The following is an 11,957-nucleotide window of genomic DNA, read 5'->3' on the forward strand; positions in this document are numbered from 1 at the left end:
GGCGGACACCCGTCGACAGCCCCCGTCAGGAGACCGAGGCGGGGAACCGGTCCCAGACCCGGTGCGCGGCCAGCAGGGGCTGCGCGTCGGCGAGCACGCCGCTCGGCGAGTCACCGGCCACCACACCCGCCGCGCCGGCCACCCCGGCCAGCTCCAGCACCCGCACGCCGTCACCCCACGCGCCGATCACCTTGGCGTGCCGCCAGCACTCCTGCACCAGCAGCAGCACCCGGGGGTCGACCACGGTGGCGTCCGCCGCGCCCTCCTTGGCGTCCCGGGCCGGCAGCGCGCCGGGGCCGGCGCGGGGGCCCCGGCCAGCAGCAGCGCGTCAAGCTCGACCGAGCGGCCGGTGGCGAAGGTCCGCTGCACCGTCAGGCCGCCCACCGTGCCGCCGTGCGCGGCGATCACCAGCGGCACCATGCCGGCGGCGGACACCTCCCGGCGTACCTGCTCGACGTCGTCGGTGTCGGCGTCCGCGTCGACCACGATGCCGACCGTCCGGCCGTCGGCCGGCCAGACGCGGCCGAGCTGGGACAGCGCCGGGCTGGGCGTGACGTCGGCCAGCGGCACGGTCGGCTCCGGTGCCGGCAGGCCCAGGCCGGTGGCCACCTGCGCGCAGAGCACCGGGTCGATGTTGGCCAGGCACTGCAACTGCCGTTCCCGGATCGCCTGGTGGTAGCACTTGCCCAACTCGAAGGTGTAGGCCCGGACGATGTGCTCCCGCTCCACCGGCGACATGCTCAGCCAGAACAGCCGGGCCTGGCTGAAGTGGTCGTCGAAGGAGGCCGGGTTGGCCCGGACCTTCGGGGCCTCGGCCACGGTGACCGGCACGTCGACGAACGCGTTCTCGGCGTCCCCGGCCGGGAACGGGTTGCCCCCGTCGAGCGAGTTCGGCCGGTACGGCGCGACCCCGGCGTGCACGGCCTGCTGGTGGAACCCGTCGCGGAGCATGTCGTTGACCGGCGCGTGCGGCCGGTTGATCGGGAGCTGCGAGAAGTTCGGCCCGCCCAGCCGGGTGAGCTGGGTGTCGACGTACGAGAAGAGCCGCCCCTGCAACAGCGGGTCGTTGGTGACGTCGATGCCCGGCACCAGGTGGCCGAGGTGGAAGGCGACCTGCTCGGTCTCGGCGAAGAAGTTCGTCGGCGTCCGGTTGAGCACCAGCTTCCCGACCGGCTGCACCGGTGCCAGCTCCTCCGGCACGATCTTGGTGGGGTCGAGCAGGTCGATGCCGGCGAAGGTCTCCTCCGGGGTGTCCGGGAAGACCTGGAGGCCGAGTTCCCACTCCGGGTACGCGCCGGCCTCGATGGCGTCGTAGAGGTCACGCCGGTGGAAGTCGGGGTCCATACCGCTGAGCAGCTGTGCCTCCTCCCAGTCCAGCGAGTGCACGCCCAGCTTCGGCTTCCAGTGGAACTTCGCCAGCACCGTCGCCCCGGCGGCGTCGACCAGCCGGAAGGTGTGCACCCCGAAGCCCTCCATGGTCCGGTACGAGCGCGGGATGCCCCGGTCGGACATGTTCCACAGGGTGTGGTGCTGCGCCTCGGTGTGCAGCGAGACGAAGTCCCAGAAGGTGTCGTGGGCGCTCTGCGCCTGCGGGATCTCCCGGTCCGGGTGCGGCTTGCCGGCGTGGATGATGTCGGGGAACTTGATCGCGTCCTGGATGAAGAAGACCGGCATGTTGTTGCCGACCAGGTCGAAGGTGCCCTCGTCGGTGTAGAACTTGGTGGCGAATCCCCGGGTGTCCCGGACGGTGTCGGCCGAGCCCCGGGACCCCAGGACGGTGGAGAACCGGACGAACACCGGCGTTTCCTTACCCTTGCGCAGGAAGCCGGCCCGGGTGACCTCTTCGGCGCCGTACCCGGTGAAGACGCCGTGCGCGCCCGCGCCCCGGGCGTGCACCACCCGCTCCGGGATGCGTTCGTGGTCGAAATGGGTGATCTTCTCGCGGAGGTGGTGGTCCTGGAGCAGCGTCGGCCCGCGCGGACCGGCCTTGAGTGAGTGGTCGGTGTCGCGCAGCCGGGCCCCCTGCGCGGTGGTGAGGAACTCGCCCTGCTGGCCGTTGGCGACGGCCGGTGCGCCGGTGGCCGCGCCGGTCGGGGTACGGGTCTGCGGTGCGCCCTGTTCCTTCTTGGGTGGCAGCGGACCGTGCGGGGTGGTGGGCTCCTCGACGGTCGGCGGGGCGGTGCCCGGTGCGCCGGGCACCTCGGGGGTGATCAGGTGGGACACCTTCTCGGCTGCGGCGTCCACCACGTCCTTGACGACTTCGGTCGGCTTGCGGGATTCCATCTGGGTGGCACCTCTTTGTGCGGAGCGGGGAACGGGTCTTCTTCCCCTACCCGGGCATCCCACCGCAAAACACGCAGGGCCGTCCGGTACGCCGCCGCCCGCCGCCCGCCCGGGCACCGCGCTGCCGCCGTGGGGTCAGCGCAACGCGCGGAGGGTGACGGCGGTGACCGCGCCGTACGCCAGGTGCGGGACCAGGTCGGCTACCCAGTCGGTGGCCGACCAGGTCCGCGGGTCGGTGACCCGCAACAGGGTCAGCGGGCCGTTGGAACCGATCATCGCCAGGCCGGTCAGCGCGAGGGTGGACACGCCCAGCGGCAACCGGCGACCACCGGCCGCCACGTAGCCGACGGCGGCGGCCACCGAGGTGACGTAGCCGAGCAACGGCCCGAGCCCGGACCGCCGGTTGGTGGCGGTCCGGGCGTCACCGAGGTCGACGTGGGCCAGTTCGGCCAACCGGCCGGCGCTGTCCTCGGCGGTGCTGCTGGCCGGCCGGGCCCGGACCACCATGTCGAGGTAGGTGACGGCGTTGAGGGCGGACGCGCCGGCCGCACCGGCGATCAGGGCTCTGCTGGTCGGCATCATCCCTGCCGCGTACCCGCCTGAGCGGCGGTGACACCCCGGAGCACCGCCCGCCAGCCGGGACACCGGCCGCTGCCGGTCAGGAGACCGCTGCCGTCACCAGTTCCCGGACCCGCTTCTCCACGGTAGGGCTCCAGGTACGCAACGCGTACGACACCGGCCAGAGGTCACCGTCGTCGAGGTGCGCCGCCTCCTGGAAGCCCAGGGTCGAGTACCGGTAGTTGAACTTGCCGGCGTCCTGGAAGAAGACGACGATCTTGCCGTCCTCGTTCGCGTACGCGGGCATCCCGTACCAGGTCTTCGGGGACAGCTGCGGAGCCGCCGTGACCACCGTCAGGTGCACCCGCTCGGCCAGCGCCCGGTCCGCCGGGGCCATCTGGGCGATCCGGTCCAGCACCGCCTGCATCCCGTCGGCCTTCTTGGCGCCCTTCTTCCCCTCGGCACGCAACTCGGCGGCGCGTTCCTGCATCGCGGCGCGCTCCTCGGCGCTGAACCCGCCGGCATCGGCCCCGGCGGCCTCTCCGGCGGTGCCGCCGCCGGACGCGGCGGTCGAACTCTTCGTGGACACGCTGTCTCCCTCACTGGGTGGACGAGGCGCGGCGTCCTGCCGGCCACCTGGGAAAAGGCTATGGTCCGGTGCCGCCGCCCGCTTCTCGATTCCTGACCAACGGCAGGCGGCCGGATGATCCCACCGTGGGGCAGGACCGGGCTGCGCCGGTCCACCCGGGTTGGCGGCCGGCTGGCGGACCCGTCGTCGGGGGTGCCGGTCGTGGACACGTCGCCGTCGATGCGTCTATGGTCACCGCATCCTCCGCCCGTGCCCGTCGTCCGAGGAGCGCCATGGGTTTCCCGGTATCCCTCGACGACCTGCTCGGCGACGAGGTACGCCGCGACCCGTACCCGTACTACGCCCGGCTGCACGAGCTGGGGGAGGCCGTCGCGCTCGCCCCGACGGCCCCGTACGCCGCGGTGGTCCACGGGTACGACGCCGCCCACCGGGTCCTGCGTGATCCGGTGTTCCGGGTGCTCGACGCGGACCACCTGGACCGGGCCGGCCTGCGCTGGCGGGACCACGCGGTGATCCGGACCCTGCAGGCCAGCATGTTCAACGCCCCGCCCGACGACCACGCCCGGATACGCCAGTTGTTCGGCCAGGCGCTGACCGCCCGCCGGGTCACCGCGTTGGAACCGGCGATCCTGCGCATCGCCGACCGGCTGCTCGACGGGCTCGCCCGGGAGGGCGCGGACGGCCGACCGGTGGACTTCATGGCCGCGTTCGCGTTGCCCCTGCCCAGTGCCGTCGTCGGCGAGCTACTGGGGGTGCCCGAGCGGGACCGGGGGTGGTTCCCGGCGCGGGTGCGGGCGTTCGACGCGGTGCTGGAGATCGGACCGCGTTCGTTCCGGGAGATCCGGGCCGCCAACGTCGCCGCCGACGAACTGACCGCCTACTTCACCGACCTGCTGGCCGTACGCCGGGCGGAGCCCCGCGACGACCTCGTCTCGGCGCTGGCGGCGATCCGGGACGGACGCCCCGACCAGCTGTCGGAGGCCGAGCTGCTGGCCAACCTGATCGTCATGTACAACGCGGGGTTCCGGACCACGGCCAACCTCTTCGGCACCGGGCTGACCCTGCTGTTGGCGCGGCCGGCGGCGTTGGCCGCGTTGCGCGCCGACCACAGCCTCGCCCCGGCCTACGTGGAGGAGATCCTGCGGTACGAGCCACCGGTGCACTTCGCCGTGCGCTACGCCGCCGAGGACACCGACATCGCCGGAGTCGCCGTCCCCCGTGGACGGTCGGTGCTGGTGCTGACCGGTGCGGCCAACCGCGACCCCCGACGGTTCCCCGACCCGGACTCCTTCGACCCGTCCCGCCCGGACAACCGGCACCTGGCCTTCAGCGCCGGGCCGCACTACTGCGTCGGCGCGGCGCTCGGCCGGGCGGAGGGGCGGCTCGTCCTGCCCCGGCTGCTGGACCGGTTCCCGGCGCTGGCGCTCGCGGCGGAGCCCGGCGAACGGCGGCAACTCATGCTGCGGGGTCACGACCGGCTCCCGGTGCGGCTCGTCGCTGCGGACACCGATCGGTCCGCCGGCACCGTCCGGGTGGACCTTGCGAATCGGTCTTGATTGAGTAAGGTCGATTCACACGGAGCGGCTGCTCCGGTGACCAGAACGGCGACGGTCACGCCGACGTCGTACCCGGTCTCCGGCCGCGTCCCCGGCCACCTGTCACGCCTCCCGCGCCCCACCGGCTGCCGGGCCCGCCGACGCCGACCTCCGGAAAGGAAACAACGGCCATGACCGACGAGATCCGCGCGTTCCTCTTCGCCGCGCTGACCGAGATGAAATACGACATCGAGGGCGCCGACGACGACACGGTGTTCGGTCCGGCCGGCCTCGACGTGGACTCGCTCGGCCTCGCCGAGCTGGCCGTCCGGGTGGAGGACCGGTTCGGGGTGGCGTTCGACGACGACGAGGCCGAGGCCCTGGCGATGATGACGGTCGGCGAGTTCTGCGGCGCGGTGTCCCGGCGCATCCAGCCCGCCTCGGCGCACTGACCGTGCCCGCCGCGCCACCCGCCCGGACGCCCGTCGACCGGTCGGCTGACCGGGCCCGGTGCGGTCGGGCCCACGGTTGTCGTCGGTGCGGCCGGGGTGTCGCCGGGACCGGGCGGGAGGGACGCGCGTGCGTGCGGGTGTGACGGTTACCGGGATCGGGCTGGTGAGCCCCGTCGGCAACACCGCCGCCGAGGTGTTCGACGCGGTCTGCGAGGGCCGCTCCGGCCTACGCCGACCACCCGGGGGGCACCCGGTCGACGGGGTCGTCGACGTCGCGGCGTTCAGCCCGGACATCGACCCGGCCAGTGTGCTGCCCGGCCCCGAGTCCCGGGTGGTGGACCGCTCGATCGTGATGGTCCTGCGGGCCGCCGAGGACGCGTTGGCCGACGCCGGTGTCGAGGTGGGCCGGGACGTCGACCCGTACCGCGTCGCCGTCATCGTCTCCGGCGTCGGCGGCCTGTCGACCCTGGCGAGCCAGGTGCTCGCGCGGGCCGAGCGGGGCCGGTTCGGGGTCAGCCCGTACCTGCTGCCCGGGACGCTGCCGAACATGGGCGCGGCACGGATCGCCATCCGGTTCGGCATCCGGGGCTACACCTCGTCGATCGGCACGGCGTGCGCGTCAGGTGCCCAGTCCCTCGGCGAGGCGCTGCGGATCCTGCGCGCCGACGAGGCCGACATGGTGGTCTGCGGGTCCAGCGAGGCGCCGCTCTTCCCGGCCTTCGTCGACGCGTTCGGCAACGCCCGCGCGCTCGCCCACGGCTGGTCCGACCCGACGGCCGCGAGCCGTCCGTTCGACCGTCGCCGCAACGGTCTCGTCCTCGGCGAGGGGGCCGGGGTGTTCGTCCTGGAACGCACCGCGCACGCCGTGGCGCGCGGCGTCCCCCGGTACGCCGACCTGCTCGGGTGGGGGGCGAACAACGACGCCTACCATCCCACCACCCCGCGCCCCGACGGGTCCGGGGCCGCGCACTGCATGCGGGCGGCGCTGCGCGACGCCGGTCTGCACGCCGACGAGATCGGCTACCTCAACGCCCACGGCACCAGCACCAAGGCCGGTGACACGGCCGAGATCGCCGCCCTGCGTGACGTCTACGGCACGGCCACCCCGCCGGTGAGTTCCACCAAGGGCGTCACCGGGCACCTGCTCGGCGTCTCCGGGGTGGTCGAGGCGGCCATCGGCATCGAGGCGCTGCGCCGCGGTCTGCTGCCGCCGACGCACAACCTCGACGACCCGGACCCGGCCGACGAGGTCGACCACATCCGCAAGCAGCCCCGGGCCGTCCCGGTGACCACCGTGATGTCCAACTCGTTCGGCTTCGGCGGCCACAACGTCAGCCTGGTGTTCGGCCCCGCCGGGGGCTGACCGGCCGGGGCCGCCCGAGCGGGCACCGGCCGGCCGCACCGGGCGGTTCAGCGGATCGTGAGCACCGTCGCGGTGTCGTGTACGCCGACCGTGACGTCGAAGTGCTGGTGCAGCATGTCGGTCAGGTAGTCGAGGTCCGCCACGAGGGGCACCGGCAGCATCGCCCGCTGGTCCGGGACGGCGTGGGTGGCGACCAGCTCGATCCGGTCGGCCTTGAGCAGCCCCCGGGTCAGGAAGGCCGGCAGGTCCTCGGGGAGGAGACAGCGCCACAGGTCGACGTTGACGATCAGATCGAGCGCACCGGCCTTGAACTGCTGGAGCACGGTGCCGAGCAGGTGCGCGTTGGTCGGGCCGGGCGGCGCGTCGTGGTCGAAGGTCTGCGAGTCGGGGCCCAGCTCCAGGGTGGACACCCCGTTGCCGATGACCAGGGCCGCGCCGGTGGCCAGCTCCGCGCGCAGCGCGGCGGGCAGCACCGCCGGCCGCCCCAACCCCGCCCGCCGGTACGCGTCGATGGCCTGGCCGTAGAGCCGGATCCGGCCCAGGTGCCGCCCGAACGTGTTGATCGAATACAGCACCTCGACGTCGTAGCGCAGGTGCTTGCGCAGCAGGTACTTCATGTTGTCCATCGAGGCGAGCCCGTTGGACGTCTTGCGGAAGTGCGGCAGATGGTAGGACGTCGCCTCGACGTCCAGTTCGAACAGGTCGGGCCGGGCCCCGTGCAGGTGGAAGATCCGGTAGAAGAACTCCAGATCCTCGAACCCCCACTTGACGATCGTCTCGTCGAAGCCGCCCACCCGCAGGAACGACTCCCGGTCCACCGACGCGTTGTGGGTCAGCCCGAGCACCCAGGGCGCGCTGGGGAAGTCGTGGATCCGTTGCGGGTGGGAGATGTCCTCCAGCCGGGGGTCGCCGCGCTCGGCGTCGAGCAGCTCCGCCCCGATCGGCTCACCCCGGCGCAGCGCGTCCGCACCGGCCCAGTCGAGGTCGTACCGCTGACCCAGCAGCACCCCGGGCCGGCCGTCGAGGGCGTCGTGGTGGGCCCGGTGCCGGGCCAGCAGGGTCGGGTGGGCCACCGTGTCGGCGTCCAGGAACAGCAGGGTGTCGGCGTGGGCGCGGGCCGCCGCCGCGTTGCGGTTGGCACTGCGGCCCCGGTTGGCTTCGCTGCGTACGCAGTCGATCCGCAGCCGGTCGGCATAGCTCCCCACGAGAGCGGTGAGCGGTTCGGCCGAACCGTCGTCACCGACGATGACCTCGAATTCCTGTGGCGGCAGGGTTTGCCGGGTCAGGGACGTCAGCGTCGTGTCGAGCGCCGTGCCGTTGTTGTGGGCGGGGATCACCACGCTCAGCCGGGGCTGGTCCATGGTCGGCATGTGACTCCTTCGCGAAACGCCGGCCAGGCCCCGTCGCGGGCCGTCAGCGGGGGGTGCAGTGCGCGGTGATGTAGTCGGCCAGGTCGGCGACCGTGGTCATCTGGTCTTCGTCCAGATCCTCCACGTCGATCTGGATCTCCAGCTCGTCCTCGATCTCGAGCAGCAGCTCCAACGCGAGGGAGGAGCTGAGGCCCAGCTCGTCCATCAGCTGGGTCCGTTCGGTGACCGGGGCCGGCGGCCTGAGCATCCGGGTCAGCAGCGTGGTCATGCTGTCGACGACCTGCGCACGCAGCTGCGGCGCAGTGGCCGTGTCGGACTCTGTCACGGGACCCTACGCTCCACCATGGAGCCATCAGAGCAAACGTGATCGTCGGGTGTCAACGGGTGCGACGATCTTCAGCCGGGGTGCCGGCGGGACGATCCGTCCACCCGGTCGGACCGTACGACGTCGCGACGTCGAACGGCGGCTCGCCGGCGAGCGCCACCGCGACCCGGTACCCGCCCGGGGTGGCGACGTCGGTGACCCGGTGCACCCCCACCGGGTCGCCGCAGCGCACCACGTCGTCGCGGTGCACCGGCAGCGCCAGCTGGGGCCAGAGCCGACCCCCGGCGGCCTTGACCACCGCCTCCTTACGGGCCCACAGCCGGGCGAACCGGTCGGCCCGGGCGGCGGCGTCGGGCCCCGAGCGGACCAGCCGCGCCTCCTCGGCGGCGAAGAACCGGTCGGCCAGCGCCACCGGGTCCAGCCCCGGCGTCGGATGCTGGATGTCCACCCCGACCGCCCGGTCGCCGGCCACGGCGATCGCGACGAGTTCGTCGGAGTAGGACAGGCTCGTCTGCGGGCCACCCCGGGGGTGGGTCAGCGTCGGTTTGCCGTGCCGGCCCCGCCGCCAGCTGAGCCGCTCGGGTGGCAGGTCCATCGCACGGCCCACCAGGACGCGCAGCGCGCCGTGCGCCACGGTGAACCGGTCCCGGGTGGCCGCCTGGGCGAGCGTCGCCGCGCGGGCCCGCTCGTCGGCGTCGAGCAGCGCCCGGTACCGGGCCAGCTCGTCCGGGGACACCCGGGCCGACACGATCCAGATCCGGACGGCGTCGGGCATGGCCGTACCCTAACGCCACCGCGGCGGCGGCGATTTGTGACGTTGACACGTGCCGATTCGCGTTGCTCTGATGGACCGATGTTCGCGCAGACCGCCGAGGCGCAGGTGCTCGTCCCGTTCGCCGGCCCGGGGGCGGGCACCGCGCCGCTGACCTGGGGTCAGCTCGCGATCATGCAGGACATGCGGGAGACCGGGTGGACGCACAACGTCAGTGGCGCGCACCCGGTGCCGGCCGGGATCACCGTGGCGGAGGTGGCGGCGCAGCTCGGCGACCTGATGAGCCGGCACCCGGCGCTGCGGATGCGGCTGGGCACCGACGAGCACGGCGAACCCTGCCAGGTGGTGTCCGCCGCCGGGGAGGTCGCCCTCGACGTGCTGGACGTCCCGGACGACGCCGACCCGGCCGACGTGGCGAAGTTCGCCTACGAACTGGGCCACGCCCGGCTGCTGGCCCACTACGACCTCTACCGGGACTGGTCGGTGCGGATGGCGGTGGTCCGGCACCGGGGTGCCCTGGTGCACCGGGTGCTGACCCTCGACCACCTGGTGGTCGACGGCACCGCGACCGCCCTGCTGATGGCCGATCTCGGGCTGGTCGACCTGACGGCCCGGCGGGCGCCCGACCCGCGTACCGTGCAGCTGCTCGATCTTGGCCGGCGGGAGCGCACACCGCCACTGCGCCGGGTCAGCGACCGGGCGGTCCGGCACTGGGAGTCGCACCTGCGCGACATCGCGCCGTCGACCTTCGGTGCGGTCACCAACCCGGCCGGGCGACACGGCCGGCGGTTCTGGCACGGCCGGTTCAGCTCACCCGCGGCCTACCTGGCGGTGCAGGCCATCGCCCGACGGACCAGGACGGACACCTCCCGGGTGCTGCTCGCGGTGATCGCCGTGGCGGTCGGCCGGGCCACCGGGGTCAGCCCGCTGACCGCCAAACTCATCGTCGGCAACCGGTTCCGGCCGGGGTTCGCCGAGGCCATCGCCCCGCTGAGCCAGAACGGCGTGCTCACCGTGGACGCCACCGACACCACCGTGGACGAGGTGGTGGCCCGGGCCCGCAAGGCCTCCGTCGCCGCCGGGATGTACGCCTACTACGACCCGGTGCAGCTCGCCGAGGCCAGCGCCCGGCTCGACGACGAACGCGGGTACCCGGCCCGGGTCACCTGCCGGATCAACGACCGTCGGGTGGTGACCCGGCAGGCGGCGGACGACGGCGCGCGTACCGAGGAGGTGACCCCCGAGCAGATCCGGCGGAAGGCGGCCGAGACGTTCCTGGTCTGGGACGGCACCCTGGACCACCTGCCAGAACAGGCGTTCATCACCGTCGAGGACCAGCCGGAGACCATCTTTCTCCAGGTCATCTTCGACCTGGGCTGTTTCACCGAGACCCAGGCCGAGGCGCTGCTGCGCGGGGTGGAGGAGGTGGCCGTCGAGGCGGCGTTCGACCCGACGGCCCCCACCCGGATCACCGGCTGAGCGCCGGGTCGACGGTCACCCGTCGACCCGGTCCCAGGTCACCGGCAGTGTCTCCAGGCTGCGTACCACCAGGCCGGGCTTGAAGCGCAACTCCTCCTCGGGTACGGCCAGCCGCAGGCCGGGCAGCCGGCGCAGCAGCGCGCCGAGGGCCTCCTGCAACTCCATCCGGGCCAGCGCCGCGCCGAGGCAGTGGTGCGGGCCGGCCCCGAACGCCAGGTGCGGGTTGTCGACCCGGCTCAGGTCGAGGGTGTCGGCCCCGGCGAACACCGAGGCGTCCCGGTTGGCCGACGCGATCGCCGGGAGCACCGGGGTGCCCGCCGGCAGGCACACCCCGCCGAGTTCCACCTCCTCGGTGGTCACCCGGGGCAGCAGCACCCCGTTGTCCCCGAGCTGGATGAACCGGGACAGCTCCTCCACCGCGCGGGCCACCGCGACCGGGTCGTCACCGCGCAGGCCGGCGAGCTGCTCGGGGTGCCGGGCCAGCACCAGCAGGAACAGGTTGAGCTGGTTGGTGGTGGTCTCGTGGCCGCCGACGAAGATGCCGGCGGTCACCGAGACGAGTTCCCGTTCGGTGAGGTCGTCGTGTTCGTCCCAGGCGTTGATCAGGGCGCTCATCAGGTCGTCGCCGGGCTCGCGGCGACGTTCGACGATCATCTCGCCGAACGCGTCCAGGGCGGCCTGCGGGGCGGCCGGGTCGGCGTCCCAGTCACCGACGAGCGCGTCGGACCACTCGCGTACCCGGTCCTGGTCCTGCTCGGGGATGCCGAACAGCTTGCTGATCACATAGATCGGCAGCGGCGCGGACAGGTGCGGGATCAGGTCCGCCGGTGGTCCCGCCGCCACCATCCCGTCGATCATCCGGTCGATCAGCGGGGCCACCGTCGGGCGCAGAGCCTCCACCCGGCGGACGGTGAACGCGTGCGACACCGCCCGGCGCATTTTGGTGTGCCGGGGCGGGTCCATCCCGATCAGCGAGTCCTCGGCCAGCGAACCCAGCTCCCGGGTCGGACGGTCGGGCCCGGCCGCGGCGGCCCGGCTGAACCGCTGGTCGGTGAAGACCCGGCGGACGTCCGCGTGCCGGGTGGCCAGGTAGGCCGACGCCCCGTCGGGCAGCGCGACGGGCGCCACCGGGCAGGTCTCCCGCAGCCGGGTGTAGTCCGGTGACGGGTGGTAGATGGTGGGAGCCGGGGCGAGCGGGTACGGAATGGGCTCTTGCGTCATCGACGACTCC

Annotated in this window: 10 protein-coding genes and 1 pseudogene; 4 read left to right on the forward strand and 7 right to left on the reverse strand. The window is 73.2% G+C overall.

Annotated elements, in window-relative coordinates; genetic code table 11:
* Positions 1-25: 25 nt before the first annotated feature.
* The 3 genes and pseudogenes from ACQP2H_RS09090 to ACQP2H_RS09100 form a co-directional block, all read right to left on the reverse strand.
* Positions 26-2,283 (reverse strand): annotated as a pseudogene (locus tag ACQP2H_RS09090) (catalase).
* 135 nt (positions 2,284-2,418) lie between these two features.
* On the reverse strand, positions 2,419-2,862 hold the full coding sequence (locus tag ACQP2H_RS09095; RefSeq protein WP_208569099.1) for a hypothetical protein: 444 nt from the start codon (positions 2,860-2,862) through the stop codon (positions 2,419-2,421).
* Positions 2,863-2,941: 79 nt separating this feature from the next.
* Positions 2,942-3,430, reverse strand: a complete 489-nt coding sequence (locus tag ACQP2H_RS09100; RefSeq protein ID WP_307799565.1) for an iron chaperone — start codon at positions 3,428-3,430, stop codon at positions 2,942-2,944.
* Between the two features lie 272 nt (positions 3,431-3,702).
* Between ACQP2H_RS09100 and ACQP2H_RS09105 the strand changes: the two genes are divergently transcribed.
* From ACQP2H_RS09105 to ACQP2H_RS09115, 3 genes are all read left to right on the forward strand, one after another.
* Positions 3,703-4,986 (forward strand): cytochrome P450, encoded by a 1,284-nt coding sequence (locus tag ACQP2H_RS09105; protein WP_219469059.1) that lies wholly within the window; start codon positions 3,703-3,705, stop codon positions 4,984-4,986.
* A gap of 170 nt (positions 4,987-5,156) precedes the next feature.
* On the forward strand, positions 5,157-5,417 hold the full coding sequence (locus ACQP2H_RS09110; protein ID WP_208569101.1) for an acyl carrier protein: 261 nt from the start codon (positions 5,157-5,159) through the stop codon (positions 5,415-5,417).
* A 127-nt stretch (positions 5,418-5,544) separates the two neighbouring features.
* Positions 5,545-6,780 (forward strand): beta-ketoacyl-[acyl-carrier-protein] synthase family protein, encoded by a 1,236-nt coding sequence (locus ACQP2H_RS09115; protein ID WP_433232077.1) that lies wholly within the window; start codon positions 5,545-5,547, stop codon positions 6,778-6,780.
* Between the two features lie 47 nt (positions 6,781-6,827).
* Here the strand turns inward: ACQP2H_RS09115 and ACQP2H_RS09120 are convergent, their stop codons facing one another.
* From ACQP2H_RS09120 to ACQP2H_RS09130, 3 genes are read right to left on the reverse strand one after another with little or no spacing between them, the layout of a single operon-like run.
* A complete protein-coding gene (locus ACQP2H_RS09120) occupies positions 6,828-8,150 on the reverse strand; it encodes a glycosyltransferase (protein WP_357538307.1) in 1,323 nt (440 codons plus the stop codon).
* Between the two features lie 43 nt (positions 8,151-8,193).
* On the reverse strand, positions 8,194-8,475 hold the full coding sequence (locus ACQP2H_RS09125) for a phosphopantetheine-binding protein (protein ID WP_307799566.1): 282 nt from the start codon (positions 8,473-8,475) through the stop codon (positions 8,194-8,196).
* 52 nt (positions 8,476-8,527) lie between these two features.
* Positions 8,528-9,250, reverse strand: coding sequence for a 4'-phosphopantetheinyl transferase family protein (locus ACQP2H_RS09130; protein ID WP_357538309.1), 723 nt, complete (start codon positions 9,248-9,250; stop codon positions 8,528-8,530).
* A gap of 78 nt (positions 9,251-9,328) precedes the next feature.
* Between ACQP2H_RS09130 and ACQP2H_RS09135 the strand changes: the two genes are divergently transcribed.
* Positions 9,329-10,726, forward strand: a complete 1,398-nt coding sequence (locus ACQP2H_RS09135) for a condensation domain-containing protein (RefSeq protein WP_357538311.1) — start codon at positions 9,329-9,331, stop codon at positions 10,724-10,726.
* A 15-nt stretch (positions 10,727-10,741) separates the two neighbouring features.
* On the opposite strand, the gene ACQP2H_RS09140 is transcribed toward ACQP2H_RS09135, so the two are convergent.
* Positions 10,742-11,947 (reverse strand): cytochrome P450, encoded by a 1,206-nt coding sequence (locus ACQP2H_RS09140; protein WP_433232082.1) that lies wholly within the window; start codon positions 11,945-11,947, stop codon positions 10,742-10,744.
* Positions 11,948-11,957: the final 10 nt, after the last annotated feature.

The organism is Micromonospora sp. CA-248260, from assembly GCF_050942205.1.
Classification (GTDB): Bacteria; Actinomycetota; Actinomycetes; order Mycobacteriales; family Micromonosporaceae; genus Micromonospora; species Micromonospora antibiotica.

Coding starts and splice junctions, on each gene's coding strand:
- ACQP2H_RS09140 (WP_433232082.1), bottom strand. CDS start 11,947: ATGACGCAAGAGCCCATTCCGTACCCGCTCGCCCCGGCTCCCACCATC.
- ACQP2H_RS09135 (WP_357538311.1), top strand. CDS start 9,329: ATGTTCGCGCAGACCGCCGAGGCGCAGGTGCTCGTCCCGTTCGCCGGC.
- ACQP2H_RS09110 (WP_208569101.1), top strand. CDS start 5,157: ATGACCGACGAGATCCGCGCGTTCCTCTTCGCCGCGCTGACCGAGATG.
- ACQP2H_RS09120 (WP_357538307.1), bottom strand. CDS start 8,150: ATGCCGACCATGGACCAGCCCCGGCTGAGCGTGGTGATCCCCGCCCAC.
- ACQP2H_RS09105 (WP_219469059.1), top strand. CDS start 3,703: ATGGGTTTCCCGGTATCCCTCGACGACCTGCTCGGCGACGAGGTACGC.
- ACQP2H_RS09130 (WP_357538309.1), bottom strand. CDS start 9,250: ATGCCCGACGCCGTCCGGATCTGGATCGTGTCGGCCCGGGTGTCCCCG.
- ACQP2H_RS09095 (WP_208569099.1), bottom strand. CDS start 2,862: ATGCCGACCAGCAGAGCCCTGATCGCCGGTGCGGCCGGCGCGTCCGCC.